At 60.8% G+C, this 25,469-nt stretch carries 27 protein-coding genes; 7 read left to right on the top strand and 20 right to left on the bottom strand.

Features of this window, described 5'->3' with window-relative positions; genetic code table 11:
• Positions 1–10 precede the first annotated feature (10 nt).
• The 13 genes from K3166_RS00135 to hisN form a co-directional block, all read right to left on the bottom strand.
• The gene (locus tag K3166_RS00135) at positions 11–349 is read right to left on the bottom strand and encodes a P-II family nitrogen regulator (protein ID WP_221422702.1); all 339 of its coding nucleotides are present in this window, start codon (positions 347–349) and stop codon (positions 11–13) included.
• A 142-nt stretch (positions 350–491) separates the two neighbouring features.
• Complete coding sequence (locus K3166_RS00130; protein ID WP_221422701.1) at positions 492–1,193, bottom strand: endonuclease/exonuclease/phosphatase family protein; 702 nt, start codon at positions 1,191–1,193, stop codon at positions 492–494.
• Positions 1,194–1,199: 6 nt separating this feature from the next.
• Positions 1,200–1,757 (bottom strand): pyridoxamine 5'-phosphate oxidase family protein, encoded by a 558-nt coding sequence (locus tag K3166_RS00125; RefSeq protein ID WP_221422700.1) that lies wholly within the window; start codon positions 1,755–1,757, stop codon positions 1,200–1,202.
• The gene (locus K3166_RS00120; protein ID WP_221422699.1) at positions 1,757–2,626 is read right to left on the bottom strand and encodes an alpha/beta fold hydrolase; all 870 of its coding nucleotides are present in this window, start codon (positions 2,624–2,626) and stop codon (positions 1,757–1,759) included. The genes K3166_RS00125 and K3166_RS00120 overlap by 1 nt, the downstream gene beginning before the upstream one ends.
• Positions 2,627–2,663: 37 nt before the next feature.
• Positions 2,664–4,208, bottom strand: a complete 1,545-nt coding sequence (locus tag K3166_RS00115) for a peptide chain release factor 3 (protein WP_221422698.1) — start codon at positions 4,206–4,208, stop codon at positions 2,664–2,666.
• Positions 4,209–4,265: 57 nt separating this feature from the next.
• Positions 4,266–5,015, bottom strand: coding sequence for an SDR family NAD(P)-dependent oxidoreductase (locus tag K3166_RS00110; protein WP_221422697.1), 750 nt, complete (start codon positions 5,013–5,015; stop codon positions 4,266–4,268).
• On the bottom strand, positions 5,012–7,402 hold the full coding sequence (pheT, locus tag K3166_RS00105; protein ID WP_221422696.1) for a phenylalanine--tRNA ligase subunit beta: 2,391 nt from the start codon (positions 7,400–7,402) through the stop codon (positions 5,012–5,014). Before pheT ends, K3166_RS00110 begins: the two co-directional genes overlap by 4 nt.
• Positions 7,399–8,499 carry a phenylalanine--tRNA ligase subunit alpha gene (pheS, locus tag K3166_RS00100; RefSeq protein WP_221422695.1) on the bottom strand — a complete coding sequence of 367 codons (1,101 nt, stop codon included), beginning with the start codon at positions 8,497–8,499 and terminating at the stop codon, positions 7,399–7,401. The genes pheT and pheS overlap by 4 nt, the downstream gene beginning before the upstream one ends.
• Before the next feature lie 168 nt (positions 8,500–8,667).
• Positions 8,668–9,615, bottom strand: coding sequence for a helix-turn-helix transcriptional regulator (locus tag K3166_RS00095; RefSeq protein ID WP_221422694.1), 948 nt, complete (start codon positions 9,613–9,615; stop codon positions 8,668–8,670).
• A gap of 117 nt (positions 9,616–9,732) precedes the next feature.
• Positions 9,733–10,092, bottom strand: a complete 360-nt coding sequence (gene rplT / locus K3166_RS00090) for a 50S ribosomal protein L20 (RefSeq protein WP_006834668.1) — start codon at positions 10,090–10,092, stop codon at positions 9,733–9,735.
• Between the two features lie 23 nt (positions 10,093–10,115).
• A complete protein-coding gene (gene rpmI / locus K3166_RS00085) occupies positions 10,116–10,319 on the bottom strand; it encodes a 50S ribosomal protein L35 (protein ID WP_221422693.1) in 204 nt (67 codons plus the stop codon).
• Between the two features lie 131 nt (positions 10,320–10,450).
• Positions 10,451–11,200 (bottom strand): SDR family oxidoreductase, encoded by a 750-nt coding sequence (locus K3166_RS00080; RefSeq protein WP_221422692.1) that lies wholly within the window; start codon positions 11,198–11,200, stop codon positions 10,451–10,453.
• A gap of 57 nt (positions 11,201–11,257) precedes the next feature.
• On the bottom strand, positions 11,258–12,040 hold the full coding sequence (hisN, locus tag K3166_RS00075; RefSeq protein ID WP_221422691.1) for a histidinol-phosphatase: 783 nt from the start codon (positions 12,038–12,040) through the stop codon (positions 11,258–11,260).
• Between the two features lie 247 nt (positions 12,041–12,287).
• Here hisN and K3166_RS00070 point away from each other — a divergent pair, with 247 nt between their 5' ends.
• The gene (locus K3166_RS00070) at positions 12,288–13,118 is read left to right on the top strand and encodes a helix-turn-helix domain-containing protein (RefSeq protein ID WP_221422690.1); all 831 of its coding nucleotides are present in this window, start codon (positions 12,288–12,290) and stop codon (positions 13,116–13,118) included.
• Between the two features lie 16 nt (positions 13,119–13,134).
• On the opposite strand, the gene K3166_RS00065 is transcribed toward K3166_RS00070, so the two are convergent.
• Complete coding sequence (locus K3166_RS00065; protein ID WP_221422689.1) at positions 13,135–14,070, bottom strand: ribose-phosphate pyrophosphokinase; 936 nt, start codon at positions 14,068–14,070, stop codon at positions 13,135–13,137.
• Between the two features lie 92 nt (positions 14,071–14,162).
• Positions 14,163–15,137 (bottom strand): class II fructose-bisphosphatase, encoded by a 975-nt coding sequence (glpX, locus tag K3166_RS00060; RefSeq protein WP_221422688.1) that lies wholly within the window; start codon positions 15,135–15,137, stop codon positions 14,163–14,165.
• A gap of 85 nt (positions 15,138–15,222) precedes the next feature.
• Here glpX and K3166_RS00055 point away from each other — a divergent pair, with 85 nt between their 5' ends.
• Positions 15,223–15,873 (top strand): hypothetical protein, encoded by a 651-nt coding sequence (locus K3166_RS00055; RefSeq protein WP_221422687.1) that lies wholly within the window; start codon positions 15,223–15,225, stop codon positions 15,871–15,873.
• Here the strand turns inward: K3166_RS00055 and K3166_RS00050 are convergent.
• The 3 genes from K3166_RS00050 to K3166_RS00040 form a co-directional block, all read right to left on the bottom strand.
• Positions 15,794–17,101 (bottom strand): homoserine dehydrogenase, encoded by a 1,308-nt coding sequence (locus K3166_RS00050; RefSeq protein WP_221422686.1) that lies wholly within the window; start codon positions 17,099–17,101, stop codon positions 15,794–15,796. The genes K3166_RS00055 and K3166_RS00050 overlap by 80 nt on opposite strands.
• Complete coding sequence (locus tag K3166_RS00045) at positions 17,094–17,510, bottom strand: acyl-CoA thioesterase (RefSeq protein WP_221422685.1); 417 nt, start codon at positions 17,508–17,510, stop codon at positions 17,094–17,096. Before K3166_RS00045 ends, K3166_RS00050 begins: the two co-directional genes overlap by 8 nt.
• A gap of 68 nt (positions 17,511–17,578) precedes the next feature.
• On the bottom strand, positions 17,579–18,403 hold the full coding sequence (locus K3166_RS00040; RefSeq protein ID WP_221422684.1) for a hypothetical protein: 825 nt from the start codon (positions 18,401–18,403) through the stop codon (positions 17,579–17,581).
• Between the two features lie 369 nt (positions 18,404–18,772).
• On the opposite strand from K3166_RS00040, the gene K3166_RS00035 reads away from it, so the two are divergent.
• The 5 genes from K3166_RS00035 to K3166_RS00015 all read left to right on the top strand — a co-directional run bounded on the left by K3166_RS00035 (position 18,773) and on the right by K3166_RS00015 (position 21,948).
• Positions 18,773–19,441 (top strand): energy transducer TonB, encoded by a 669-nt coding sequence (locus K3166_RS00035; protein WP_221422683.1) that lies wholly within the window; start codon positions 18,773–18,775, stop codon positions 19,439–19,441.
• Positions 19,442–19,493: 52 nt separating this feature from the next.
• Positions 19,494–20,282 carry a MotA/TolQ/ExbB proton channel family protein gene (locus tag K3166_RS00030; RefSeq protein ID WP_221422682.1) on the top strand — a complete coding sequence of 263 codons (789 nt, stop codon included), beginning with the start codon at positions 19,494–19,496 and terminating at the stop codon, positions 20,280–20,282.
• Between the two features lie 79 nt (positions 20,283–20,361).
• Positions 20,362–20,892: an ExbD/TolR family protein gene (locus K3166_RS00025; RefSeq protein WP_221422681.1), complete on the top strand. Its 531-nt coding sequence runs from the start codon at positions 20,362–20,364 to the stop codon at positions 20,890–20,892.
• Between the two features lie 38 nt (positions 20,893–20,930).
• Positions 20,931–21,362: an ExbD/TolR family protein gene (locus K3166_RS00020; protein WP_221422680.1), complete on the top strand. Its 432-nt coding sequence runs from the start codon at positions 20,931–20,933 to the stop codon at positions 21,360–21,362.
• 154 nt (positions 21,363–21,516) lie between these two features.
• The gene (locus K3166_RS00015; protein ID WP_247714665.1) at positions 21,517–21,948 is read left to right on the top strand and encodes an ExbD/TolR family protein; all 432 of its coding nucleotides are present in this window, start codon (positions 21,517–21,519) and stop codon (positions 21,946–21,948) included.
• A 17-nt stretch (positions 21,949–21,965) separates the two neighbouring features.
• On the opposite strand, the gene K3166_RS00010 is transcribed toward K3166_RS00015, so the two are convergent.
• Positions 21,966–24,422 (bottom strand): ligase-associated DNA damage response DEXH box helicase, encoded by a 2,457-nt coding sequence (locus tag K3166_RS00010; protein WP_221423889.1) that lies wholly within the window; start codon positions 24,420–24,422, stop codon positions 21,966–21,968.
• 48 nt (positions 24,423–24,470) lie between these two features.
• A partial coding sequence (locus K3166_RS00005; protein ID WP_221422679.1) for a hypothetical protein occupies positions 24,471–25,469 on the bottom strand: 999 nt, incomplete at its 5' end.

The raw sequence follows: 25,469 nt of genomic DNA, 5'->3' as shown, positions 1-25,469 counted from the left end.
TCCTTGCGGCTCACAGCGCGGTCTCGCCGGTTTCGCCGGTACGGATGCGGGTGGCATCGGCGAGATCGAAGACGAAAATCTTGCCGTCGCCGATCGCCTCGGTGCTCGCGGTTTGCTGGATCGTCTCGATCACTTGCGGCGCAAGCCCATCCGAGGTCGCGATTTCCAGCTTCACCTTGGGAAGCATGTTGGTTGAATATTCGGCACCGCGATAAATCTCGGTCTGCCCCTTCTGGCGCCCGAAGCCTTTGACTTCCGACACGGTCATTCCGGCCACACCAATACTCCCGAGCGCTTCGCGCACTTCGTCGAGTTTGAACGGCTTGATGACAGCGATGATATATTTCACGCCTTCACCCCTTTGGCTGCGCACCGGCCAAGCACCGGTCTTCGCACCTACAGCACGAAGCGTGCCAAATTCTACGCGTGAGGGGAAAGCGCCCGGAGCAGGCAAGATGCCGCTTTCGGTCGCCTAAATTATAGGCGTGTGCCTATTTTTCGAGCAATTCGAGCGTCGCGATTACCGGCAGGTGGTCCGATGCCTGCGCCGAAAGCACTGAATGGTGCACTTCCGACGAGACGCATTTCCAGTGATTGCTGGCGACAATCCGGTCCAGCGTCGCGACTGGCTGGCGGCTTGGATAGCTGCGACCCGGCGTCACGACCGTCCACCCCTTGGCAAATTCGCGCATCGCCCCTGTAGCGCGGCCCCATTGGTTGAAATCACCCATAATGACTGTCGGACACTGCTGCGCCGCGTTCCCGACGAAGTCCAGCAAGGAGCGGATCTGCTCGCGGCGGCGCAGCCCCGAAAGATCAAGATGGGTTCCGATCACCCTCAGGCGCTTGCCTTCGACCATCAGTTCGCCGCAGGCAGCTCCGCGAGGTTCCAGCGTCGGCAGGTCCAGCGCCTCCCCGCTGCGCACATCCATATCGCGGCGGACCAGCAGGGCATTCCCGTGCCAGCCGATGCTGCGGGGACGCTTGGCCACTTCGACCAGCCGCCAATGCGTATCATCCAGTTCAGCGCGCGGAATGGTTGTCGCCCGATCTCCAATCCTGCGGTCCGCCTCCTGAAGCGCGATCACATCGGCGTCGATTTCATGCAGGACCGACAAAATGCGCTCGGGATCGCGCTTGCGATCAAGACCGACGGCCTTGTGAATATTATAGCTGGCGAACGTCAGCTTCACGCCAGCTTATTCGCTCTCAAGATATCGGTCGGTGGTACGGACGGGAATGCCATCGATACTCGCATCGCGGCCCTGCTGCTTGGCTACCCATGCTTCGGCATCAGTGCGCGCATGGTGCTTCGTCAGCGTATCGCGCTCGCGCTCGAACTGCATGAACGGCACGCCGTACCCGCAGCTGGTCTGAACACTCTCAACGGCGATATCGAATATCTGGCGCGTGCCGGGCAAGATACCGAAATGGCCAGAGAGTTCTAGCCAGCCGTCATCTTGGGGAAGCACGGGTTTCCCGGTCCCGTACAGGCGCAGGATAAGCGCGGGCTGTTCGAAATTACACGCCATGATGGTGATGCGGCCATCGACCGTCAGATGCGCATGTGTTTCGTTGCCAGAGCCGGCGAGATCGAGATATGCGACCCTGTTGGGCGCGAGGACGCGGAACGCATCGTAACCCTTGGGGCTGAGATTGATTCGCCCCTCGTCCGCCGCAGTCGCGACGAAAAACACCGGCTGCTTCGCCAGCATGGCGACATGGCTCTCTTCCAGCTGGTCGAAGAATTCCGCCATTACAGGAAAGAGCCCAGCGTTTCCATGAAGCGGTCGAACTGGTCATGATGGAGCCAGTGACCCGCATTCTCGAATTCGATGACCTGAGCATTCGAAAAATGATCGAGCCGCCCGTCACCTTGAGGGTTCGAGGCCCAGCTATCCGCCCCGTAAAGCAGCAGCGTGGGTGCCGTGATCGCAGCCCAGGTCTGGTGCAGGAATTCATCGGCAATATCCTCGACCGCCCAGACATTGAGGTGGGGATCGAACTTCCAGCCGTAGGTGCCGTCTTCATTGCGGTTCACGCCGTTGACCGTCAGATGCCGCGCCTGTTCTTCGGTGAGGTAGCTGTTCTCCTCGATCATGCGCGCGAAAGCGGCTTCGATGCTATCGTATTTGCGCGGTGAACGGCCCGAGGCGGCGCGTTTCTTGCCAATCCATTCCGCCATGCGTTCTGGATAAGGCTGCTCGCGCATCTCGGCCTGCCGCTTCGGACTGGGTCCGAGGCCTTCGATCGCGACGATCTTGGTGACCATTTCAGGGAACGTCCCCGCATAGCGCAGCGAGACATTGCCGCCCATCGAATGGCTGACGATGGTCACCGGACCAACTCCAAGCTGGTGCACCAGCTGGGCCAGGTCATAGACCATGTCCGTGACCTGGTAATTGCCGTCGCTGACCCAATCGGAATCGCCGTGACCGCGGTGATCCATTGCCACCACGTGCCAGTCATCGCGCAATTGCTCGGCCACCCAATCCCAGCTCCGCGCATGGTCGCGTCCGCCATGCACGAGCACGAGCGGCGGCTTTCCCCGGTTGCCCCAATCAAGATAATTGAGGCGAAGGCGCTGCGAAATGAAGGTTTGCGAAGTCGGGCCGGTAAGCGTCATGCGCACCCCATGCCGCGAAGCTGCGCGCCCCGCAAGCCTACCTCTCTTTGGTGGCCGAGAAGGTGAGGTCCGGGTTCTTTTCCTGCTGGTAGTTCACGTCCCACGGGCTCTTGGCCATGAAGACGAGGTCACCATCACGGTCGCGGGCAAGGTTGGCCCGGTTGAATTTCTCAAACTCGACCAGCGCCTTGTCGTCGCCCTTGATCCAGCGCGCGGTGCTGAACGGCGAAGGTTCAAGCCCTGCCTCCACCTTGTATTCGGCCGAGAGTCTGCTGATGAGCACTTCGAGCTGGAGCTGGCCGACCACGCCCACGATGTGTTGCGCGCCGATCTCCGGATAGAACACCTGGATGACACCTTCTTCGGAAAGGTCATCCAGCGCTTTGCGCAATTGCTTCGTCTTGGTCGGGTCTTTCAATTGCACGCGGCGCAGGATTTCCGGCGCAAAATTCGGCAGGCCGGTAAATCGAACCTCGTTCTTTTCCGACAGCGTGTCACCAACCCTCAGCGTGCCGTGATTGGGAATTCCGATGATATCGCCCGGCTCGGCAACGTCCGCCACTTCGCGGTCCTGTGCGAAGAACAGAATGGGCGAATGGATCGCAATGGGCTTGCCAAGGCCGGAGGGCGTCAGCTTCATCCCGCGTTTGAATGTGCCAGAGACCTGCCGCATGAACGCAATGCGATCGCGGTGGTTGGGGTCCATGTTAGCCTGGACCTTGAAGATGAACCCGGTCACCTCGTCCCTGTCAGGACTGATCTGTTCTTCGCCGGCAGGCTGAGGACGCGGCGGTGGCGCGTATTCTGCAATCGCCTCGATCAATTCGGTGACACCGAAATTCTTCAGCGCCGATCCGAAATAGACCGGTGTCAAATCACCATTGCGATAAGCCTCGAGGTCAAATTCCGGATAGCCAATCTGCGCCAGCTCGATGTCTTCGGCGAACATTTCGGGCAGTTCGGGATTTTCGTCGCGCTTCCCCTTGAACTCCTTGGACGGACCTTCCGGACGCGCGACCTTGCCGGTTTCGAAATCGAGAATGCCTTCAAACTGGCCACCCATGCCCACTGGATAACCCTGCGGGCTGACATCCAGTGCGAGCATGTCGGCGATCTCGTCCAGCAATTCGAATACCGGTCGGCCTTCGCGGTCGACCTTGTTCACGAAGGTGATGATCGGAACGTTGCGCAACCGGCAGACTTCGAAAAGCTTGCGGGTCTGCGGCTCGATACCCTTGGCTGCGTCGATCACCATGATGGCGCTGTCGACGGCGGTCAGCGTGCGGTAGGTGTCTTCGGAGAAATCCTCGTGCCCCGGCGTGTCGAGCAGATTGAACGTGATGCCGTCACGTTCGAACGTCATGACAGAACTGGTTACGGAAATGCCGCGCTGTTGCTCGATCTTCATCCAGTCGGACCGGGCGCGCCGCGCAGCGCCCCGCGCCTTGACCTCTCCGGCCAGGTGGATTGCACCGCCGGTCAGCAGCAGCTTCTCGGTCAGCGTGGTCTTACCCGCGTCAGGATGCGAAATGATCGCGAAGGTGCGGCGGGATTGTGTAGTGTCGGTATTCGCTTTGGACATGCGCCGCGCGCTAGACCGCATGGGCTCCTGCGTCCACCGCTAAGCGCGGCGCAAGCCTCAGTCCTTTCGAGCTATCTGGAAGCCGCCGAAGCTCTGACTGACAGGCATGAGTTCGAGCGTATTGATGTTGAGATGCGCAGGCAGCTCCGCAACCCACCGGATTGTCTCGGCAATATCATCGGCCGTCATCGGATCGGCCCCGCCATAAAGCGTTTCGTGCGCCTGCTCGTTTCCGCCGGTTCTTACCAGCGTGAATTCGGTTTCGACCATACCCGGCTCAATCGAGCAGACCCTCACGCCCGTGCCATGCAGGTCGGCGCGCAGGCCGAGCGAGAACTGACGCACGAACGCCTTGGTCCCGCCATAGGCATTGCCGCCGGAATACGGATAGTTGGCCGCAACGCTCGAAACATTGATGATCGATCCCTTGCGTTCGATCAGTGACGGCAAAAGCTTGTGCGTGATCGACGCCAGCGCTGTGACGTTCGTTTCGATCATGGTCTTCCATTGATCGAGATCCGCCGATTGGGCGGGCGAGGTGCCGAGCGCGAGGCCGGCATTGTTCACCAGCAGATCGATCTCGGAAAACTCCGCAGGCAGATTGCCGAGCGCCGTATCGCGGGCCGCTTCATCGCGTACGTCGAAGCTTGCGGCATGGACCTTGTCCGTGCCCAGTTCATCGACCAGCGCATCGAGCCGTTCCTTGCGCCGCCCGGTCGCCACACAGCGCCATCCGCAGGCGACCAGCGCCCGCACCGTTGCCTCGCCAATGCCCGACGTTGCCCCTGTGACAAGAGCAGTCTTCATCCGCGTAGCTCCGCACCTTGCTTTGCTGCACTGGCCACGATGCTATTCGAGATCGCCTTGATCTCGTCATCAGTGAAGCTCTTTTCGCCAGGCTGGAGGATGACCTCAACTGCAACGGATTTCTTGCCTTCAGGCACGCCCTGACCGGCGAACACGTCAAACACCCGCGCATCGACTATGGCTTTCTTGTCCGCACCCTTCACAGCCCGCACCAAGTCGCCTGCTGGCAGATCGGCCGGAACGAGAAAGGCGAAATCGCGGGTGACGGCCTGCAGTGCAGGCGGCGCGTAGGCACTGCGAGCAAAGCTGCCGCCGCCCTTGCGCGCAGGGATCGCGTCGAGATAGATTTCGGCTGCGACGACCGGCCCTTCGATATCGAATGCCTTGAGTGTGCTGGGATGCAGCGCGCCAAAGCGGGCCAGCACATTCTTGGGACCGAGCCGCAGTGTGGCGGACTGGCCGGGATGAAATTGATCGCCTGCCCCGTCCATCACCATGAGATTGCCGACCGGCGCACCGGCAGCTTCGAGGAGTGCGGCGACTTCGGCCTTGGCGTCGAATGCATCGAAGGCACTGGCCTTCCCATTCGACCAGCCGCGCGAAGTCTTCTCGCCAGCCAGAATGAGGCCCAACGTCGGCTTTTCCTCGCTCGCCCCGCCCTGCCCGCGGAAATAGCGGCGGCCAATTTCAAACAGGCGCGTAGTCGCAGCACCGCGATTGGCGTTGCGGTGCGCGGCCATCAACAGGCCGGGAAGCAGCGACGGGCGCATGACCTTCATGTCTTCGCTGATCGGATTTTCCAGCGTCCAGAGCTTGGCTCCATCGGCAAACTGGTCTGCTTCAGCAGCGGGAAGGAACGACCAGGTAATCGCTTCATTCAAACCGCGCGCAGCGGCGGCGCGGCGCAATTTGCGCTCGGCCAGCTGGAGCGAGGTCGATGTTGCTTTCGCCACCCCCTCGGCACGCGTGAGCGGGACACTCTCCACATTGTCTAGCCCGTGGATGCGGACGACTTCCTCGACCAGATCAGCGGGGCCTTCGATATCGTGGCGGCGCAGCGGGCAGGTGACCTGCCAGTCGGCACCCACGGAGAAATCGAGTGCCTCGAGGATCGAACGCTGTTCGCTCTCGGAAACGTCGACACCGCCGAGTGCGCGGGTCAGCGCAGGGTCGAATGAAATCTTCTTCGCATCGGTCGGCGGGGTTCCGGCACGAACCACTTCGCTTGCCTCGCCCCCGCAGACGCGCTGGATCAGCGACGTCAGGATCGCGAGACCGTCATCGAGAAATGCCGGATCAACCCCGCGTTCGAACCGTGTGCGCGCATCGCTGGCGAGGCCAAGTTTGCGGCCAGTGACACCGATCCGTTCAGGATCGAAATAGGCGATCTCGAGCAGAACGTCAGTCGTGCCTTCGGTTACGCCCGAATGCTCCCCGCCCATGATGCCAGCAATGTCGTGCACGCCATTGTCATCGGCGATGACGGTCATGGTGTCATCGAGCGTGTAGGTTTTCTCGTTAAGTGCCTCGACCTTCTCGCCATTCTTCGCGCGCCGGGCGACGACCGCACCGTTCAACTTCGCGAGGTCGTATGCGTGCGCGGGGCGACCAAAAGCGAGCATGAGATAATTGGTGATGTCGACAATCGCCGAGATGGGCCGCTGACCTGCCGCGATCAGGCGGCGCTGCATCCAGTCGGGCGAAGCGCCGTTCGACACGCCGCGAATGACCCGGCCATAGAATGCCGGGCAAGCTTCCGGATCGTCGGTCCGAATTTCGACCGGGCATGCAAAAGCAGCCTCCACAGCCGAAGCCTCAATGGGTTTGAAATTGCCCATGCCAGCCGCCGCCAGATCGCGCGCGATACCATAAACGCCCATGCAATCCGGGCGGTTGGGAGTGATCGCGACATCGAACACCGGGGAAGATTGAGCGTAGTCTGCGAAAGTCATTCCGACTGCCGCATCGTCCGGCAGTTCGATAATTCCATCGTGCTCGTCGCCAAGCTCGAGCTCGCGGACCGAGCACATCATGCCGTTCGATTCCACGCCGCGGATCGCGCTCTTGCGCAGTTCCATGCCATTGGCAGGCACGATGGCACCGGGAAGCCCGAGGACGCCTTTCATTCCGGCACGCGCATTGGGGGCGCCGCAAACGACCTGCAGCGGATCGCCTTCACCGGTGTCGACCGAAAGGACCTGCAACTTGTCGGCATCGGGATGCTTGGCCGCGCTCAGCACCTTGGCGACGCGGAAGCCTGAAAGCTTGTCTGCCGGGTCTTCGATACCTTCGACTTCGTGGCCGATCCGGTTCAGCGCAGCCGCGATTTCCGCAACCGTAGCTTCGGTATCGAGGAAGTACTTCAGCCATTCGAGCGAGAACTTCATGCTTTCGCTCCTACGCCTGCGGAAAGGGTGGGCTGGTCGAATGGCGAAAAGCCGTAGTGATCGAGCCAGCGCTTGTCGCCGTCGAAGAAAGCACGCAGATCATCCATCCCGTATTTCAGCATGGCAAGCCGGTCGACGCCGACGCCAAATGCGAAGCCTTGCCATTCCTTGGGGTCGAGCCCGGCGAACTCGATAACGCGCGCGTTGACCATACCGCTGCCGAGCAATTCCATCCAGCCGTGGCCGGGCGCATCGCCGTCACCGCCGAGCACGCGGCGTCCCTGGACATCCTGCCAGCCAACGTCGACTTCGACCGACGGTTCGGTGAAGGGAAAGTAGCTTGGGCGCAGGCGCAGGACGATATCGTCGCGCTCGAAGAAGGCCTTGAGGAAGGTTTCCAGCGTCCACTTCAAATGGCCGAGGTGGATGTCCTTGTCGATCACGAGGCCTTCCACCTGGTGGAACATCGGTGTGTGGGTCGCATCGCTGTCACTGCGATACACACGGCCCGGTGCGATGATCCGCAGCGGCGCGCCTTCTTTCATCATCGTGCGAATTTGCACGGGCGAAGTGTGCGTCCGCAGCAGCATCCGGTTGCCGTCAGCATCTACGTCCGGGAAATAGAACGTGTCATGCATGGCGCGCGCAGGGTGTGTCTCCGCCATGTTGAGCGCGGTGAAATTGTGCCAGTCATCTTCGATTTCCGGACCTGTCGCCACTGCAAAACCAAGGTCGGCAAAAATTTCCGCAAGCTCGTCCATGACCTGGCTGACCGGATGGACTGAACCTTTGGGAGTCTCAGGCGCGGGAAGCGTCAGATCGAGCGTTTCGGCAGCAAGGCGTCGCTCCAGCTCCGCGCCGTCCAGCGTGTCCTTGCGGCTCGCAAGTGCATCACTGACAGCCCCGCGGGCGCCCTGAATCTTGGGCCCTTCGGCTTGGCGCTCTTCGGGGCTCATCTTGCCGAGCGTCTTGAGCAGGCCCGAGATCGAGCCCTGTTTGCCGAGATATTCAATGCGAAGGGCTTCGAGTGCGGCCGCGTCGTCGGCCTGCTGGATGCGCGTTAGCGCTTCGTCCTGCAATTGCTGTGCTGTGGTCATACCGCTTCGGAACTTTTGGAAAGGGAAGGTGTGGTGGCTGGCCCTAGCGGCTCAGGCCAGACTGCCCAAGCCCTTATTGCAACTGGCGCGCGCGCGGGCTGGAAAGGGGCGTTTAAAAAGCGAAGGCTAGCCGGGATGAGCCTTTCGGTGAACCCTTCGATGATCCTTTCACACGTCGGTTCCGCCGGGCCGGCCGTCCAGCGGGGCGATATCCGCTCTTACTGGCGACCCCCAGACCCTTCGCCGCTCATCCATGAACGCAGCAGTTATTGGATGAGGCAATTCCGCATATTCGGTCGGGCTCATCCCCATGAAGGTGCGAAACTCCCGGACGAAATGAGGTTGGTCATGGTAGTGGCGATCGATCGACCGGGTCCAGTTCTCGCCATCGGAAAGCATGAAGTCGGCAAGGCTCCGGTTCATTCGGCGCCGGCGGATCAAGGTGCGCGGCGAAAAGCCAAAATGCTTTTTGCAGAGGCGTTCCAGCGTACGCTTGTGCATACCGGCAGCTTCCGCAAACTCATCGCTATTGGCAAGATAGGGGTTCTCTTTCGCCGCCTGGATTGCCCTGATCCTTGTTTCTTCTGCGCGGTCTGAATCGCTTACCTTCGCGCTCAAGCCGCGAAAGAATCGAATCAGGCTCTCCCATTGTCTTTCATCCTTTCCAGCAGGATCGCAAAGCACGTCGGCGAGAGGGAGGAATTTGGCGAAAGCTGGCTCTTTCCTCCCGTCGCGAATGGTGTTGACCCATTCGCTAGCCGGCTGTCCGACGAAGCGCGCCCAGCCGAGTGGCCGGAGGCCGATCCCCCAGAGGCGATTGGTGCCGAGCTCGAACCGGATCGACCGTGTTGTCGGACCGTTTACCGGGAACGAAACATTATCGAGCGTTGGCGCTGCGGGATTGGCAGGGTCGAAAATCTGCATCGAGTGGTTCGCGCCGCTAACAAAGCGCAAATTCGCCCATTCGGGGTGGATGAAGTCGACGACTTTCTCGCCTTCGTCTACTTCAACTTCGAGCCGATAGATCATCGTGAAATATTCAGCGAGGTCATCAGGAGGCGCGATGAACCGCACATCCAGCCTGCCTTCTACGTCTGGCGAAATAAGTCTTGCCATCAGTTTTACTGTACAGGAACGCCACCAGTTCGCCAAACACATGGTGCGCAAAAGAAAGGGCGCCTCCCAAAAGGAGACGCCCTTTATTGTTCGATCAGTCCAGTCGGACTGGGCGAATTAGGCCGGGAGGGCCTTCTTTGCCTGGTCGATGATCGCCTTGAAGGCTGCGCCTTCGTTCATGGCGAGATCGGCCATAACCTTACGGTCGAGCTCTATGCCGGCAAGCTTGGTGCCGTGCATGAACTGCGAGTAGGTCAGACCTTCTGCGCGAACCGCAGCGTTGATGCGCTGGATCCACAGAGCGCGGAAATTGCGCTTCTTAACCTTACGGTCGCGGTATGCGTACTGGCCAGCCTTTTCGACGGCCTGGCGCGCAACGCGGATGGTGTTCTTTCGGCGACCGCGATAGCCCTTGGCCTGGTCTAGGAGCCGCTTGTGCTTCTGGCGTGTAGTAACGCCGCGTTTAATGCGTGGCATATCAGTTTCTCCTTAGTTCGCGATCAGTCGAGGCCGTAAGGCGCCCACTTTTTCACCGTCTTCCAGTCAGCTTCGGACAGGACAGAGGTGCCGCGGTTCTGGCGGATATACTTCGCATTGTGGCTCATAAGACGGTGGCGCTTACCAGCGACGCCGTGCTTGATCTTGCCGGTGGCGGTGATTTTGAAGCGCTTCTTCACACCGCTTTTGGTTTTCAGCTTGGGCATTTTCATCTCCTGTTCGGATATCGAGTCAGAGACACGTCCAACCAGCCCTGGCAGCCCTAACGGCCAGACCGGCAGATGAATCACGTGTCGGTGAAGGGCGCGCAAATAACGGATGTGCGCGGGAATGCAAGTCAGAAGTGTGCGAGATAACCGCCGTCGACCGCCAATGTCTGCCCGGTAATGTAACTCGCCTCGCTTGATGCAAGGAATGCCACTGCACCGGCAATTTCATCGGGCTGGCCCCACCGGCCCAGCGAAGTCCTGCGGCCAAGGTGTTCCTCGACAGAGCGATCCGCAACCATTTCCCGATTGGCCTCGGTGGCGAAATAGCCGGGCGCGACGGAATTGACCGTGATGCCATGGCCGCCAAGTTCGGCGGCAAGCGCCCTGGTCATCGCAGAAAGACCGCCCTTGCTGGCGGTATAGGGAATGTCACCGCGCGCAATTTCCGAAGCGATCGAGGTGATGTTGATAATACGGCCCCGCCCCTTCCTGCGCATCTGTTCGGCAGCGCGGCGAGCAAGATCAAACGGCGCGACCAGGTTTACGGCCAGCATGTCGGACATGTCGCTGCGGCGCAGTTCGCCAAGCGGACGCCGGTCGCGGCGGCCCGCATTGTTCACGAGGATGTCGAGGCCGCCGTGCTCCTCGAGCTGCATGAAAGCCTTTTCGGTCGCCAGGTCATCCGCGATATCGAAGGCGAGGATCCGGCAATCACCTCCAATCGTGGTGGCAGCCATTTCCAGAGCACCGGTATCGCGGCCATTGAGCCAGACTTGCGCACCGCCTTCGGCAAGCCGCCTGGCGATAGCCAGCCCCAGACCCCGTGCAGCACCGGTGACCAGCGCGCCTTGTCCTGCAAGCGATGATGGATGAGCCATGCCGATGTCGTAGACTATCGCGGCGCTCCGGCAACCGTCACTTCGCCGGGGCGCTTCTCAGGCGCCCAGCCCCATTGCTTCCAACACGTCTTCCAGCCGCGCCGGATCGCCGATCGCCAGCACGTTGCCATCGCTGCCTGCATGTAGCGGTTCGCCAGCCCAGTCGCACATCAGGCCGCCTGCTCCTTCGACAATCGGTGCAAGTGCGGCGAAATCATGGATCTTGAGGCCAGCTTCGCAGACCAGGTCGACATGGCCGCTGGCAACAAGGCCGTAATTGTAACAATCGCCGCCATAGATGATCTTGCGCTCGGCGACCGTCTTGGCGAGCGCCATGAAGTGATCGGCCTCGTGGTCGGAAAACTGGTGCGGCGTGGTTGTCGCGAGGACCGCAGCGCTCATTTCGCGGCAGGGTGCGGTTCGCACAATCTCGCCATTGAACGTGGTTTCTCGGCCGGTAAATCCGGCCCAGCGCTCTTTGCCGATAGGCTGGTCGATGATGCCGAGCACCGGGAATCCATCCTGCAGCAGGGCAATCAAGGTGCCGAAGATCGGGCGGCCTGCGATAAAGCTTGTCGTCCCATCAATCGGGTCGAGCACCCATTGGCGGCCCGCACCTTCATTGCGTGTCCCGTATTCTTCGCCAATGATGCCGTCGGCCGGATACCGTTCCTCGATCAGTGCGCGCATCGCAGCTTCGGCAGCGCGGTCGGCCTCGGTGACGAAAGTGGTGTCGGATTTCTGCTCCTGCTTCCACTTCCCGCGGAACAGCGGACGAATGGCATTCCCTGCTGCGTCGGCGAGCGAATGGGCGAAGTCGAGATCAGAGGCTGTTGGCATTCGGGTGCATTTGCGGCATTGTAAAAAATGGTCAAGCGGACTTGTTTCGCTGACTCCACCTTTGGGTCGTGTCCAAGGGGGAAATGTCCTGAAGTCGAGAGACGAAAAAGAGGGGCAGGCGCCTGGAGGCGCCGACGCAGCGACACCTCCGATCGAATCCCATACAGGTTCGACTCGCGAGGGGATGCCGCTCGCTCTGAACAGATCTCCGCATCATTCGCTTCGTGACTGGTTTATGCGAGTGGGGGTGACGTCGGTCGATTTACCGGAAGGCGGCTTCATCGAATGCGGTTCGATGTGCGAGCATCCGGTCATACGCATGATCTATGGCGCGAAATGGACCGCAGAAACCGCTGATGGCGTTCAGGAGTTTGATCCCGGCGAAGAAGGGCTAGCGCTCTACTTTGGTCCTGAAACGCGCGCGATGAAACTGAAAGTGCATGGCTCTTTTCGAGTAGTGTCGATCAATTGCACCTCGGCGTTTGCAACGAATTTCGGCCTTCCAGAGCCACGAGATACACTCGACAGGATATTGCCGCTCGATCCTCTGACCGGGCATCATATCCCGCATGAGAAACACCGCCCGCAGGATGATCCTCACAAATGGCTCAATGCGTGCGAGGCGCAGTTGCACAAGGTTTTGCATGCAGCGGGGCCGGACGATCCGCACGAATTGCTGGAAGATTTCGAGTGGCTCACCCTGGCCGATCCAGCCATAAATCTGGCCGATTATGCCGAAAGCCACGGAGTGACCCGGCGCACGATCGAGCGGCTGATCGGGCGCCATTGGGGCGTTACACCGAAATTTGCCCTACGACGTGCGCGGGCCCTCGACATGGCGGCCGCACTGCTTGGTGTGGCGGACCGGAAAGAAGAACCGGAGCTGCGGCTGCGCTACTACGACCAGTCCCACCTCACGCGCGAGATGCATCATTTCTTCGACATGACGCCCGGGGCATTGCAGACCGGCGATTGCCCGCTGCTCAGGATTACCGTGGAAATACGCCAGTCGCGCAGGCTCGAGGCCTTGTCGAAACTGGACGAAGGCGCGCCGCGCCCATGGCGCGTGCCTGTCTAGGGTAAGCTTGGAAGTCTCAGTCGAAGAGCGAGCTTACCGAACTTTCGTCGGCAATCCGCCGTACCGCTTCACCGATCAGCGGAGCGATTGTCAGGATGCGAATGCGGTCCGAATCGCTGGCCGCATCGGTCGGGCGAATCGAATCGGTTATAACCAGTTCCTTCAGCGCCGACCCGTCGACGCGCGCAACCGCGCCGCCGGAAAGCACACCGTGCGTAATATATGCCGCGACCGAAGCCGCACCCTGGTCGAGCAGCGCCTGTGCAGCGTTGCACAGGGTTCCGCCGGAATCGACAATGTCATCGATCAGGATGCAGTGGCGGCCGGCCACTTCGCCGATGATATTCATCACTTCGCTTTCGCCCGGACGATCGCGGCGTTTGTCGACGATGGCGAGCGGAGCATTGTCGAGACGCTTCGCCAGTGCGCGTGCGCGGACCACGCCGCCCACGTCGGGGCTGACGACCATCAGGTCCTGATCGCCGTAGCGCGCCTGGATATCCGCCGCCATCACGGGCGCTGCGAACAGATTGTCGGTCGGGATATCGAAGAAGCCCTGGATCTGCCCGGCATGCAGATCGACAGCGAGGACGCGGTCTGCACCGGCCTCGGTGATCAGGTTCGCCACCAGCTTGGCAGAGATCGGTGTCCGGGGGCCGGGTTTACGATCCTGGCGCGCATAGCCGAAATAGGGGACGACTGCGGTAATGCGCCGCGCCGATGCACGCTTGAGCGCGTCGATGCAGATCAGCAGTTCCATCAGATTGTCATTGGCCGGATAACTGGTCGACTGGACGACGAAGACATCTTCGCCGCGGACATTTTCGTGAATCTCGACGAAAATCTCTTCATCGGCAAAGCGGCGCACCTGCGCATCGACGAGAGGCATTTCGAGATAACCTGCAATTGCTCGGGCGAGCGGCAGGTTCGAGTTGGCGGCCATGATTTTCATGCGTGCGAATCCCCGGCAAGAATTGTGCGTCCCGCCTAGCCGAGCGTCATGGGAATGCAACAAGGCAGGCGAGGCATTCCCCCGCTTGCCGTTTATTTGGAGCGGTGTTCGCCCTTGACCCAGCGCACGGTGCCGGAACTTGCACGCATGACTACGCTTTCGGTCGTCATCTTGCCGCCGCGCAAATATTTCACGCCTTCAAGCAGCGAGCCCGAGGTCACGCCGGTTGCAGCGAAAATGCAATCGCCCTTCACCAGGTCATCGCGCGTGTAGATGCGGTCGAGATCTTCGATGCCCCATTTGGCGGCCCGTGCCTTCTCGTCATCGTTACGGAACACGAGCCGGCCATTGAATTGGCCGCCAACGCACCGCAGCGCGGCAGCGGCGAGGACACCCTCGGGTGCGCCGCCCTGGCCCATGTACATGTCGATCGTGGTGTCTTCGTCGGTAGTGGCGATCACGCCGGCCACATCGCCGTCGCCGATCAGAACCACGCCGCAGCCGATCCCGCGCAGTTCGGCAATCAGTTCCGCGTGGCGCGGACGATCAAGCACGCACACGATGATATCGGCAGGTTCTACACCCTTGGCATCCGCAACTGCTCTCACGTTCTCGCTCGGGCTCTTGGCAAGATCGATAATGCCTTCCGGATAGCCCGGCCCAACCGCCAGCTTGTCCATATAGACGTCCGGCGCATTGAGCAGGCAGCCTTCTTCTGCCGCTGCGAGCACGGCCAGAGCATTCGGCCCGGCCTTGGCGGTGATGGTGGTGCCTTCCAGCGGGTCGAGCGCGATGTCGATTTTCGGACCCTTGCCCGGAGCGCCGCCGACCTTTTCGCCGATATAGAGCATGGGTGCCTCGTCCCGCTCGCCCTCTCCGATCACGACGGTTCCATCCATGTACAGCGTATCGAATGTCTTGCGCATGGCTTCGACGGCTGCGGCGTCGGCCGCCTTCTCGTCACCGCGGCCGATCAGTTTGGAAGCAGCTATGGCAGCAGCCTCGGTCACGCGGACCATTTCCATTACGAGAACGCGATCGAGTGGATTATCGGTAGGCGAGTTCATGGGGTGTTCAGTCCTTGAAGCGAGTTTGGGGCCACAGGGTGGGTAGCCGCGAATTCGTATGCGCCGCGCCGATATACGCAGGAGCATGACATTGTCGAGACATGGCGGCGCACTCTTGTGTCTATTGGTGGTTTGCCCGCTCAGCCCGCTTGCCGCCCAGGATGCGCTAGAAGCGCAATCCGGTTTGCCGCCGGAGCGTATCGATATCCGGGTGGAGCAGGAGATAAACGGGCCAGAATACGAAGATTGCAGTGACGAACAGGAAGCTGCCGAAATTACTGGTGAAATTGTGGTCTGCCGCCGGAAGAACGATGACACAGCCGAGTATTACGACAAACAGGCGGTCGAAAAGAAGATTGCCGAACGCACTCAAGGTCAAAAGCCCGTGGACGTGTCGGGTCCGGGAATATTCAAGGGTCCCGCAACCGTCGGCGGCCTGTGCCTTATCCCTCCGTGTCCTGCGGAACCTGTGCTCATGATCGACGTGCAATCGCTACCCGAAGCACCTCCGGGGTCCGATGCCGATCGCTTGGCACGAGGTTTGGCGCCGCGCGGTTACGACAACACTCCGCCTCAAGCCCCGCAAATCGTGCGAGAACCCGGAACGCAAGAGAATGCCGACCAGCTTGGCCTGCCCACGGTATCCGAAAGCGAAGTCAATCCTTCAGGATTGGCATCACAAGCGGAGGAGCGGCAAGATTCTCAGAGCCCTCCAGAAGAGCAAGAGCCTTCGTAACGCAGCGTTCCGGGCCTTCGTGGGTGACCATCGCCACCTGGACCGCACCGCCATCGCGGTCGCGCCCGCGCTGGATCAGGCTCTCGATAGAAACGCCTGCATCGCGCATGGCAGCGGTTATTTCGGCAAGCACACCGGGCTTGTCGGCGACGGTAAAGCGGATGTAGTCGCTGCCCTCGCGCTGCCCCGGATCGGCTGGCGCGCATTGCCTGAGCGCGGTGACCGGAACCGAGAACGGTGCTCCGCACTGCCCGCGCGCAATCTCGATCAGATCGGCTACCACCGCGCTGGCGGTCGGTTTGTCGCCCGCACCTGCTCCCTGAAACAGTAGGCGTCCGGAGAAATCGCCTTCCGCGACAACTGCGTTGGTTGGGCCGGTAACTGCAGCGAGAGGGTGACGGAAAGGGACCAGGCATGGCCGGACCCTCTGCAGCAGGCGGGACTCCTCGCCGTCGTCATCCAGGCTGGCCATGCCGACCAGCCGCACCACGTAACCAAGCGCATCGGCCTGGGCGATATCGCTAGCCCTGACGTGAGTGATGCCTTCGGTGCGCACTGCCTCGAAATCGATCCGCGTGCCGAAACCGATGGCGGCAAGAATGGCCAGCTTGTGGGCTGCATCCACACCTTCGATATCGAAGGCAGGGTCTGCTTCGGCATAGCCCTTGTCCTGCGCCGCAACGAGCATCTCGTCGAAATCCGCACCCGTGCGCTCCATTTCGGAAAGCACGTAATTGCAGGTCCCGTTGAGGATGCCGTAGATCCGGTTGAGCGCATTGGCGGCGGTGCCTTCGCGCAGCCCTTTCACCACCGGGATGCCCCCGGCAACCGCTGCTTCAAAGGCGAACGGCGCAGCCTTGATCGCGGCGAGTTCGGCAAGCTCAAGCCCGTGATGTGCAACCATCGCCTTGTTGGCAGTGACAAAGCCCTTGCCCGCATCAAGCGCAGCGCGGGCCAAGGTCAGTGCCGGCCCATCAGAACCGCCGACGAGTTCTACCACGACATCGACATCGCTGCGGCCAGCCATGGCCTGCATGTCATCGACCCATGCGTAGCTCGACAGGTCCACTCCGCGGTCCCTATTGCGTTCGCGGGCGCTTACCGCGACGATTTTTATCGGGCGGCCCGAACGGGCAGCGATCATGTCGCAATTCGTTTCGATCAGGCGGATCACTCCGGTCCCAACCGTGCCCAGTCCTGCAAGCGCAATTCGAAGCGGCTCAGCCATTGGCGGCCTCCAGCGTGGGGAAGCCAAATGCTGCGCGAACCGCGTTTGGTACCGGGGTCGGCTTGCCTGCCGGCAGATCAACGTGGACGTTTAGAAGGCGGATTTCAGCGCGTAGGTCACCATCATCGGCCCCGTATAGCGCGATCAAGGTCTCCATGCTGGAGTTACCGATTTTCGAGACGGTCAGGCGCCCCTCGATCAATTCTTCAAGCCTGATCGGAGCGAGATAATCGATCTCTGCCCGGCGAACATGGAACTCCACGTCCTGCGGCATTCCGTTTGCCCGCGCCTCGCGGAAAAATTCGCTGACCAGAAGGTCGGCATATTCGAGATAGCGCGAGTTGAAGACGACGCTCTGCGGGTCGACCTCGGCATAGCGCACGCGGAAGGTGTGGTGAAACGGCTTCATAGTTGCCGCCTAGCGTAAGCTGGGCCCGCAGGTGAACCAGTTTGTCTTGTCGGCCCCTAAGCCCGCATTCAGCCGCGAGTGCGGCCACACGGTCCCAGCTGTTCGATCACGAAGGCATAGTCGCGTTCTGCGAGCGCCCTTGTCCGCGAATCGCGCGACAGATTGGCCGTACCCGGTAATTCGGCCGGCAGGGTGCAGGCGAGGCGATACCATTCGAGCGTCCCGGTCCGTGGGGGCCGCGCAGCCTGATCGACAATCTCGGTCCATGACACACCCCAGCGCGGGGCTTGTCCCGGGCGGCGCACGATCGTCACTGAAACCGGGCCGTCGTTGCGTGTATCGAGGAAAAGCTGTGTTTCCGACTCGCCGACCAACGTCCCTTCGACAGCAAATGCATCGCTGATCCCGATCACCGTGGGAGGAGCCTGAGGCGAAGCCAGGTCGGACAAGATCGGACGCAGCCGCGCTTCCAGCTCCGGTGAGTAAGGCAGCTGGGAACTGCTATCGACCAGTTGAATTTCGCCGGGCCGGCCTGTGACCGGACGTGCGAACAGGATAACTTCCTGTTTCTTCAGCTTGGGCACCTTGCCGTTTTCACCGAGCGGAACGTCGACCAGATACCGCAAATCTTCACCAACCGGCACGGACCCGGCAATGAGCGTCTGTGTCCGTGCTTCGAGGTAGAGCCTGGCATGACCGGGAGCGAGCCCGGGAGCCCGCTCGGGCTCAACCTCCGCCTGCTTGCGAACTTCGGCCCTGATAACGAGCGCGGCTCCGTCCGACAGAGCCACAAGGTCGGCATAACTCTGCGAAACGACGGGGCGATCCTGAGCAGACAGCGGGGCCGAAAGGGCTATCGCCGCGGCGCAGGCAAGAAGGGTTTTGCGGATCATGTAAAAGCGAACCTTGGATAAGTGTCAGGGCCATTCTCTGGGCCGTCAGCAGCAGAACCGCCGCGGCGGTTTATCGGTTCCTCTCAAGCGAGCAGTGAATTGGTCCTTAACCGATAAAGCGTTTGCCCACGTCCGCCATCCTAGCTAAGGGAAGCCCAGAGCCGAGGCGAATGATACAATATTGCCCGAAATGGTCCTACAGGGATTTTTTTGGGAACAGCCTCTGGTCTGACACGTCGTTATCCCTATGGTTTAACGAATGTGTATTTAAGATTCGGCGTCGGGCACACGGTCATCACGAACCACATCCCAACGGCGCCAGAACGGCCCGGTGCGAATCGGGTAGACACGATGGAGTGATGCAACCGAATGGCTTATGCTGACCAAGAGATGAGTGGCAATCGCGTCATCGCGATCATCATCGTTGCCCTCATCCACATAGGACTTGGTTACGCATTGATTACTGGTTTGGCCCTTGATGTGGCGAAATCGGTTGTCGAACGCGTAACTACAATTGACGTGGAAGAGCCCCCGCCGGAAGAGCCCGAGGACGAGCCTCCTCCGCCTGAGGACATCCCCGAAACGGCACCTCCGCCGCCGGTCGCACCGCCGCCGCCGATCAACATCGCGCCGGCACCGCCTCCGATCCGGACCCAGACGACAATTCCGCCGCCGGCACCGCCAGCGGTAGTCATTCCGCCGCCGGCACCGCCGGCGCCGCCTGCACCTCCGCCGGTGAACAAGTCGAAAGAAGCGACACCGCGAGGCCTGAACGGTTGGGCGTCACGTATCCAGCGCAACTATCCGCGCCGGGCAGAGCGTGACGGTATCGAAGGCAACGTCACTGTCCGTGTTACGGTTGGTGCCGATGGCCGTGTTTCGGCTTGCTCCGTTACCGGATCGAGCGGTTCGGCCGACCTCGATCAGGCCGCATGCGAAGGCATGACCCGGTATGCGCGCTACAATCCTGCACAAGACCAGAACGGGAATCCGATCCCCGACAGCGACGTGCGTACGATTAGCTACCGACTGAATTAACAACGCGCCCGGTCTTGGGCCTGAAAGCAATTACCTAAGAGGATTTTTCGCTATGATTATCGAACTTCTTGCTGGCGCGGCCGATGCGGCTCCGCAGACATCCTTCGGCTTCTGGGAAGCCATGGAACAGGGCGGTTTCGTTGCCTGGTCCATTCTGTCCGTCATGGTCATCATGTCGGTTGGCTCCTTCTACATTCTTTTCACCAAGCTGTTCGAACAGCAGAAGGTGATGAACCAGTACAAGGGCGTGAAGAGCAACTTCTGGCGCGCTAACACACTCGACGAAGGTGCCAAGAAGCTGGAAAAGAACAGCGCATGGCGCCAGCTCGTCGATGATGCCGTCAAGGCACGCGACAGCCACCACAAGATGGGCGACACCCTCGAAGCGCATGATTGGCTTCACGGCTCGCTCGCTCGTTCGGAAGCGACCATCAATGCCAAGCTCGCGGGCGGTCTGCCGTTCCTCGCTACCGTCGGTGCAACTGCACCGTTCGTCGGCCTGCTTGGTACGGTTATCGGTATCTACCGCGCACTGATCAACATCGGCGCTGCTGGTTCGGCATCGATCGACAAGGTCGCAGGCCCGGTTGGTGAAGCACTCATCATGACCGCCATCGGCCTTCTCGTCGCTGTTCCGGCCGTGTTTGCCTACAACTGGCTGCAGAGCCGTAATCGCCGCATTGCCGAGCACATGAGCGGTTTCACCACCGATCTGCTCGCCAACATCAGCTCGGACGGCAAGATCCGCCCGGCTGCGATGACGGCCACTTCGACGCAGCAGGCTGGAAAAGTAGCTGCCAAGCCGGCCACCGGCACGGCAACTGGCGCGATCAAGAAGTAAGTCGGATATGGCTGGGGCCGCAGGGCTCCAGCCAGTTTCGCAAGCAGTCGATTAATTTTAGTTACGGACAGGACACAAGATGGCGGTTCAGGTAGGCGGCGGCACAGAGACGCCCATGTCAGACATCAACACCACCCCACTCGTGGACGTGATGTTGGTGCTTCTGATCATCTTCCTCATTGCGGTCCCGGTCGCGATCCAGACGATCGAGAAGCTCGAGATCCCGATCTTCGAATCTGTTGAATCGAAGGACAAGGTAGAAAACTTGCTCCTTACGGTCAGCACGACCGATTCATCCGGACGCAGTGCCGGCGAACCCGGTTTCGAGGGTGCAGCTCGCGATGGAACGTGTCGGGTATACTTCAACAACACGACTCCGGTGACTTCCGAAGAACTGTATGACCAGGCGTTCGAACGTCTCGATCAAATCGTGCAGCGCTACGGTGGTCCCGAGGCGATCATGGAAGATCCCGAAGCGATCCCGCAGGTTCACATTCGCGGCGACGTCAACGCACCTTGGTCGTGCGTTGCGGGGGCAATCTACAACGTGCAGGCGGCAGGCTATCCTACCGTCGGCTTCATCTCGAACCCGGTCGACCCGAACGGTTGATCGGCGTTTCGAGCCAGAATTTCTAGGGAGATACCCTCATGGCAATGTCAGGTGGCTCAGATGATGGCGCACCAATGATGGAAATGAACATGACGCCGTTGATCGACGTCCTGCTCGTTCTGCTCATCATGTTCATCATCACCATCCCGGTCGCGACCCACTCGGTCGACATCGACCTTCCGCAACCGAACCCGAACCCTCCACCAGTCACGGTGGAGCCGGACAAGAACAAGCTCGTCATCACGCAGATGGACGAACTTCTCTGGAACGGTGAAGTCATTCAGGAAGGCGATCTCGTCAACCTGCTTGCTCAGTCGCTGACCATCAATCCGGAACCCGAACTCCAGTTCGAACCGGAAGCTCTGTCGAGCTACGAAGCTTCGGCCCGCGTCCTGCAGATCATCAAGGGCAGCGGCGTCACGAAGTTCGGCTTCGTCGGCAACGAACGTTACCGCGCTTTCGGCAAGTAAGCGTCAGCCCGGCAAATTGGGCAAATCGAACACCGAGAGAAAGGGGCGGAGCAATCCGCCCCTTTTTTGTGCGATAGTCTCAGCAACTACTCACGGCTTGCCCTCGGTGCCCGATCTGTTATGTTATTCTGTATCATAAAGCAGGAGAGCGCTAATGCCCTATTCCGCCCGCATCCGCCAGGACATCGGTCGTCCGATGAGCGATATGAACATCACGCCGTTAATCGATGTCATGCTGGTCCTGCTGATCATGTTCATCATCGTAATCCCGATTGCCACGCATGCTCTGCAGATCCCCCTGCCCACCGCAGGCCCCGCCCTCCACATCAAGGACGAGAACGTCGTCCATATTGATGAAGGGGACGCGCTCTACTGGAACGGCACCGCAATCGACCGTCAGGGTCTGCTGAACCAATTGGCCGCAACGGCAGTCATGGCAGACGAACCAGTGCTCCGCTTCGAACCGGCGCCGCGAGCAAGCTACGCAGTATCCGCCAGCACTATCGCCTTGATCAAGGATGCCGGCGTCACCCGCTTCGCCTTTGTCGGGAACGAGAAGTACCGGGAATTCGGTCTATCCCAATGACGGGGCAGTCAGCCAGATCACCTACCGTCCTCCAGGCGCTCTACTCGCATGGCCGTGCCCGCCAAGCTTTCCGCCTCGAGCAATAGCTCGTCATCGACCGAACCCTGCGGTGTGGCTTCACGTCCAATCATGACCATGACGGGAACCGCAAGCGGGCTAACCCGGTCGAGTTCGACGTGAACCAATTGCTCCGCAGACCGGTCGAGCAGATCTGCCAATCGGCCGACATCGGTCATTCGCGTCCGGGCATCTGCCCATGCCGCTTCGAGCAGGACATGGTCAGGCTCGTACTTGCGCAGCACATCATAGATGAGATCGGTTGAGAAGGTGACCTGCTTGCCTGTCTTGCGTTTGCCGGGATGCTGGCGCTCCACCAGCCCGCCGATCACAGCAACTTCGCGGAAGGCGCGCCTCAGCAAATGCGAGTTCTGAACCCACTCGATAAATTCATCCTGCAGGATGTCGGGCGACAATAGCGGCGCGTGATCCGCAACAGGCTTCAGGCCCCATACGGCCAGCGAATAATCATTTGCCACGAACCCCAGCGGCATCAGTCCGCGGTCTTCCATCCGGCGCGTGATCAACATGCCAAGGCTCTGGTTCGCGTTCCAACCCTCGAAGGTGTAATAGACGCTGTAGTGGCGCTTGGCGTGTGGGAAGCTCTCGACTAGCAATTGCCCCGGCCCGGGCATCTGGCTGCGCCAATCCTGCACCTCCAGCCATTCCCGCACGTCATCGGGGAAGCGCGCCCAGCCAGTCCGGTCGACCAGCATTGCGCGCACTCGCTCAGCCAGATGAGTCGTTAGAGGCATCCGTGCGCCGCCATAACTGGGGATCATGGCGCTCGCCTTGGCGGCTTTCACCAGGACCTCCATGTCCTGAAGCTTCACGACTTCCAGGCTCATCCCGGCGAAGGCGAAAGTGTCACCCGGACTGAGCGTGGCAGCAAACCGCTCCTCTACCCGGCCAAGGCTGCGACCGCCCCGCCCCCGTCCGGAATTGATGCGGACTTCCAGCATCTCGCTGTCGATGATGATCCCGGCATTCATCCGGTGCCGCTGCGCCTGTTCGGGATGGGTCAGCCGCCAGACGCCGTCCTTGTCCCGCACGATCCGCTTGAACTTGTCATAGGCCTTGAGCGCATAGCCGCCTGTCGCGACGAAAGTCAGTACCCTGTCCCAGATAGCCTGATCGATCCACGCGTAAGCGAGGCTTGAGCGGACCTCGGCGAGCAATCCTTCCTCGGCGAAGGGAGCCGCACAGGCGCAGGCCATCACGTGCTGCGCGAGCACATCGAGCCCCCCGGGGCGAAAGTCCTCCCCGTCTCGCTGGCCCTCGTCCACAGCGTCACGCGCTGCGGTCGCTTCGAGGAATTCGAACCGGTTTCCAGGTACGAGCAAGGCCCGGCTTGCCTGGTCGAGCCGGTGATTGGCCCGGCCGATGCGCTGGAGCAGCCTGCTAGAGCCCTTGGGCGCGCCCATTTGGACCACCAGGTCGATATCACCCCAGTCGACTCCCAGATCGAGGCTGGAAGTTGCCACCAGCGCGCGCAATTCTCCGCGCGCCATGGCGCCTTCAACCTTGCGCCGCGCCTCTTTCGACAGCGAACCATGGTGTATCCCGATGGGGAGGTTGTCCTCGTTCACGTCCCACAGGTTCTGGAAGATGTATTCGGCCAGGAAACGAGTGTTCGTGAAGATGAGCGATGTCTTGTTGGCGCGGATCTGTTCATAGAGTTGGGGGATCGCCCACGTGGCCGCATGTCCGCCCCACGGAACACGTTCTTCCTCGGGAAGCAGGATCTCGACCTCGGCGGGCGCGCCTTCCTCACCCTCGACCAGCTGCACCGTATCAAGATCGCCCCAAGGGGCCAGCCATTCGCGAAAGCTTTCCGGCTGGGCGACGGTGGCCGAGAGGGCCGCGCGCTGCAGGTCCGGCGCGATTGCCTGGAGCCGGGACAGTGCAAGCGCCAGCAAATCGCCGCGCTTGCCGGTGGCAAAGGCGTGCACCTCGTCAATGACGATGCGTTTCAATCCGGAAAACAGCTCGAAACTGTCAGGAAACGATAGCAGCAGCGAAAGGCTTTCCGGCGTCGTCAGGAGGACGTGAGGCGGACGCTGGCGCTGGCGCCGCTTGCGGTCAGAGGGCGTATCACCGCTGCGCGTTTCGACGGTGATTGGCAGGCCCATTTCCTCGATCGGAGCGAGGAGATTGCGCTGCACGTCATGGGCAAGCGCCTTGAGGGGGGACACGTACAGAGTATGCAATCCGTCGGGCGGCTTCGCCCCGCCGAGCCGGGTCGGGGTAAAGTCTGCCAGCGTCGGCAGGAACCCGCCCAATGTCTTGCCCGCCCCCGTGTCTGCAACGAGGAGGGAATGGCGTCCGGCATCACTCGCCTCGAGCATCTCGGCCTGATGCCGCCGCACGGTCCAGCCGCGGCCGGAAAACCAGTCGGTGATTTCAGGCGGGATCATTGCGTCGCTCACGATGACAGAGCGAGAGGGCAAGCGACAGGTTCCCCGCTAAAATGTGCGAAATGTCTCGTCAGGCACGTCCTGCGGCCGAGACAGAAGAGCGTCCAGCAGCGAAAGGGCCGCCTGACAGTGCTGAGGGTCAGTCTCGTCTCGTAACGCATTCGCGAATTCGGTGGATGGTATGCCCAATATCTCGATTGCAGATGGGATGGCCCAGTCAGGATAGACTTCCGGTTGGCTCCGTGAAGGGACACGATTGGTAAGGAAACCGCGATCGAGCAAGGAACGTGAAATCCTGATTTCAAATTCGTCGGTTTCCCGCACATCAGGTCGCAGTGCCCCCAGTCCGTCATATTGGCGGACGCGGGAGCAGGTTTCGGTTCCATCCACGCTCGCAGCAGCCAGCCACGAGCGCTGGAGTGTCGCGATACGAATCAGATCATCGCGCCCAACGGCGCTTCGGGCCGCCAGGATTGACCGGCGCGTAAATCCGCGCGCCTGTTCGATGTCATCGGGGCCCGAGATTGTCTGGTTCGCAAATCCTTGTGCGAAACCCCAGTTCGCATTCTCGAGCGCATCGAAGGTCATGTCTGAGCCGAAAATGGCTTGGGCCGCAAGAAACGCTCTCACTTCCCTCGGCGAATCCTCCGGCGAGAAGGTCTCAGTGCGTATCTCGCTGCCCGATCCTCTCGCCCGATCATCGTCATTGTTGCACATCGCCAAAGCCGCGAAGATGCCCGCAAGCCACCAGAATCCGAACTTGTTTAGATTATAGCGCTCAAAGAACGGAGTTGGTGCGCCGCTCCAATCGACTTCTACTCCCGTGGCCGGATCGCCCGCACGGGTAGGACTGGGCGTGTCGTCATCGTCGTAATAGACCCGCTCTCTGCGATCTTGCGGGCGACCGACTATCAACCTTGCCGGCTGCGCTTCAGGCTCAGGCTCAGGCTCAGGCTCAGGCTCAGGCTCAGGTTCGGGTTCGGGTTCGGGTTCGGGTTCGGGTTCGGGTTCGGGTTCGGGTTCGGGTTCGGGTTCGGGTTCGGGTTC

It is taken from the genome of Qipengyuania psychrotolerans (assembly GCF_019711355.1).
Lineage (GTDB): Bacteria > Pseudomonadota > Alphaproteobacteria > Sphingomonadales > Sphingomonadaceae > Qipengyuania > Qipengyuania psychrotolerans.
The sequence above is the reverse complement of the archived record's forward strand: the minus strand, read 5'-3'. Positions and strand labels throughout refer to the sequence as shown.

What these genes read in the sequence shown, in the direction of transcription:
- K3166_RS00125 (WP_221422700.1), bottom strand. Translation starts at nt 1,757, where the DNA reads ATGGCGGAATTCTTCGACCAGCTGGAAGAGAGCCATGTCGCCATGCTG.
- K3166_RS00120 (WP_221422699.1), bottom strand. Translation starts at nt 2,626, where the DNA reads ATGACGCTTACCGGCCCGACTTCGCAAACCTTCATTTCGCAGCGCCTT.
- K3166_RS00115 (WP_221422698.1), bottom strand. Translation starts at nt 4,208, where the DNA reads ATGTCCAAAGCGAATACCGACACTACACAATCCCGCCGCACCTTCGCG.
- K3166_RS00110 (WP_221422697.1), bottom strand. Translation starts at nt 5,015, where the DNA reads ATGAAGACTGCTCTTGTCACAGGGGCAACGTCGGGCATTGGCGAGGCA.
- pheT (WP_221422696.1), bottom strand. Translation starts at nt 7,402, where the DNA reads ATGAAGTTCTCGCTCGAATGGCTGAAGTACTTCCTCGATACCGAAGCT.
- pheS (WP_221422695.1), bottom strand. Translation starts at nt 8,499, where the DNA reads ATGACCACAGCACAGCAATTGCAGGACGAAGCGCTAACGCGCATCCAG.
- K3166_RS00095 (WP_221422694.1), bottom strand. Translation starts at nt 9,615, where the DNA reads ATGGCAAGACTTATTTCGCCAGACGTAGAAGGCAGGCTGGATGTGCGG.
- rplT (WP_006834668.1), bottom strand. Translation starts at nt 10,092, where the DNA reads ATGCCACGCATTAAACGCGGCGTTACTACACGCCAGAAGCACAAGCGG.
- rpmI (WP_221422693.1), bottom strand. Translation starts at nt 10,319, where the DNA reads ATGCCCAAGCTGAAAACCAAAAGCGGTGTGAAGAAGCGCTTCAAAATC.
- K3166_RS00080 (WP_221422692.1), bottom strand. Translation starts at nt 11,200, where the DNA reads ATGGCTCATCCATCATCGCTTGCAGGACAAGGCGCGCTGGTCACCGGT.
- hisN (WP_221422691.1), bottom strand. Translation starts at nt 12,040, where the DNA reads ATGCCAACAGCCTCTGATCTCGACTTCGCCCATTCGCTCGCCGACGCA.
- K3166_RS00065 (WP_221422689.1), bottom strand. Translation starts at nt 14,070, where the DNA reads ATGAAAATCATGGCCGCCAACTCGAACCTGCCGCTCGCCCGAGCAATT.
- glpX (WP_221422688.1), bottom strand. Translation starts at nt 15,137, where the DNA reads ATGAACTCGCCTACCGATAATCCACTCGATCGCGTTCTCGTAATGGAA.
- K3166_RS00055 (WP_221422687.1), top strand. Translation starts at nt 15,223, where the DNA reads ATGACATTGTCGAGACATGGCGGCGCACTCTTGTGTCTATTGGTGGTT.
- K3166_RS00050 (WP_221422686.1), bottom strand. Translation starts at nt 17,101, where the DNA reads ATGGCTGAGCCGCTTCGAATTGCGCTTGCAGGACTGGGCACGGTTGGG.
- K3166_RS00045 (WP_221422685.1), bottom strand. Translation starts at nt 17,510, where the DNA reads ATGAAGCCGTTTCACCACACCTTCCGCGTGCGCTATGCCGAGGTCGAC.
- K3166_RS00040 (WP_221422684.1), bottom strand. Translation starts at nt 18,403, where the DNA reads ATGATCCGCAAAACCCTTCTTGCCTGCGCCGCGGCGATAGCCCTTTCG.
- K3166_RS00035 (WP_221422683.1), top strand. Translation starts at nt 18,773, where the DNA reads ATGGCTTATGCTGACCAAGAGATGAGTGGCAATCGCGTCATCGCGATC.
- K3166_RS00030 (WP_221422682.1), top strand. Translation starts at nt 19,494, where the DNA reads ATGATTATCGAACTTCTTGCTGGCGCGGCCGATGCGGCTCCGCAGACA.
- K3166_RS00025 (WP_221422681.1), top strand. Translation starts at nt 20,362, where the DNA reads ATGGCGGTTCAGGTAGGCGGCGGCACAGAGACGCCCATGTCAGACATC.
- K3166_RS00020 (WP_221422680.1), top strand. Translation starts at nt 20,931, where the DNA reads ATGGCAATGTCAGGTGGCTCAGATGATGGCGCACCAATGATGGAAATG.
- K3166_RS00015 (WP_247714665.1), top strand. Translation starts at nt 21,517, where the DNA reads ATGCCCTATTCCGCCCGCATCCGCCAGGACATCGGTCGTCCGATGAGC.
- K3166_RS00010 (WP_221423889.1), bottom strand. Translation starts at nt 24,422, where the DNA reads ATGATCCCGCCTGAAATCACCGACTGGTTTTCCGGCCGCGGCTGGACC.